The organism is Streptococcus mitis SK597, from assembly GCF_000148545.1.
Lineage (GTDB): Bacteria > Bacillota > Bacilli > Lactobacillales > Streptococcaceae > Streptococcus > Streptococcus mitis_C.
In genome coordinates this window covers 1-1,661 of sequence record NZ_AEDV01000067.1, presented here as the reverse complement: position 1 = coordinate 1,661, position 1,661 = coordinate 1, and the positions used below count along the sequence as shown (strand labels likewise).

Here is a 1,661-nt window from a genome sequence, read left to right as displayed (position 1 = left end):
ATGAGTGAGGCTACTGAAATGGAATAAAATGTGGTATAATTGATAGGATAGATAGAATCGAGGATAGTATGTCATTTACGAAATTTCAATTTAAAAACTATATTAGAGAAGCCTTGGAGGAGTTGAAATTTACAACTCCAACAGAGGTGCAAGACAAGTTGATTCCTATTGTTTTGGCAGGTCGTGACCTAGTCGGTGAATCAAAAACAGGTTCAGGTAAGACTCACACTTTCTTGTTACCGATTTTCCAGCAACTAGATGAAGCTAGCGATAGTGTACAAGCAGTCATTACTGCACCGAGTCGTGAGTTGGCTACTCAAATTTACCAAGCAGCCCGTCAGATTGCTGCCCACTCAGAAGTGGAAGTTCGTGTAGTTAATTATGTGGGTGGTACGGATAAGGCTCGCCAGATTGAGAAATTGGCAAGCAACCAGCCTCATATTGTCATCGGAACGCCAGGCCGTATCTACGACTTGGTTAAATCTGGTGATTTAGCTATTCATAAAGCCAAGACATTTGTTGTTGATGAAGCAGACATGACCTTGGATATGGGATTCTTGGAAACTGTTGATAAGATTGCTGGCAGCCTTCCAAAAGACCTGCAATTCATGGTCTTCTCAGCGACTATTCCACAAAAGTTGCAACCATTCTTGAAAAAATATTTGTCAAATCCTGTCATGGAGAAAATCAAGACCAAAACGGTCATTTCTGATACCATTGATAATTGGTTGATTTCTACTAAGGGACGTGACAAGAATGCTCAAATTTACCAGTTGACTCAGTTGATGCAACCCTATTTGGCAATGATTTTTGTTAACACTAAAACGCGTGCTGATGAATTGCATTCTTACCTGACTGCTCAAGGTTTGAAGGTGGCAAAGATTCATGGAGATATTGCCCCTCGCGAACGCAAGCGTATCATGAATCAGGTGAAAAATCTAGATTTTGAGTATATTGTCGCAACGGATTTAGCAGCGCGTGGAATTGATATTGAAGGTGTCAGCCATGTCATCAATGATGCTATTCCGCAAGACTTATCCTTCTTCGTGCACCGTGTTGGTCGAACTGGACGAAACGGCCTACCAGGCACAGCTATTACCCTTTATCAGCCAAGCGATGACTCGGATATCCGTGAGTTGGAGAAATTGGGAATTAAATTTACTCCTAAGATGGTCAAAGACGGGGAATTTCAAGATACCTATGACCGTGATCGTCGTGTCAACCGTGAGAAAAAACAAGATAAGCTTGATATCGAAATGATTGGTTTGGTTAAAAAGAAAAAGAAAAAAGTTAAACCGGGCTATAAAAAGAAAATTCAATGGGCGGTTGATGAAAAGCGCCGCAAAACCAAGCGCGCTGAAAATCGTGCTCGCGGTCGTGCAGAGCGTAAAGTAAAACGCCAAACATTTTAATAGTAATTGTTGGAGTACTGAGCTCCAACTTTTTTAATTATGTGATTTTCAGTTCGTCTCGCTCCGTTAGGTGCGAGACAAAAAAACCACCCGCTATGCGGGTGTGTGTCGAAGGTTATAGCAAAAAACTCCAAACGCGATACAATAAAGGTGTTCAAGCCAATTGTAAAGCGAAAGGAGAAAAATATGGCCCAAAAGGTTCATAGTTTATCGTACACAAAGTAGCACTGTAAGTATCACATTGTGTTC

Annotated in this window: 1 protein-coding gene; it reads left to right on the top strand. The window is 41.2% G+C overall.

Going from position 1 to position 1,661, the window contains the following annotated elements:
* The first annotated feature begins 68 nt into the window (after positions 1–68).
* A complete protein-coding gene (locus SMSK597_RS09275) occupies positions 69–1,412 on the top strand; it encodes a DEAD/DEAH box helicase (protein ID WP_004238246.1) in 1,344 nt (447 codons plus the stop codon).
* Positions 1,413–1,661 lie beyond the last annotated feature (249 nt).

Bases quoted from the DNA above. Each gene is read 5' to 3' on its own strand.
- SMSK597_RS09275 (WP_004238246.1), top strand. From the start codon at position 69: ATGTCATTTACGAAATTTCAATTTAAAAACTATATTAGAGAAGCCTTG.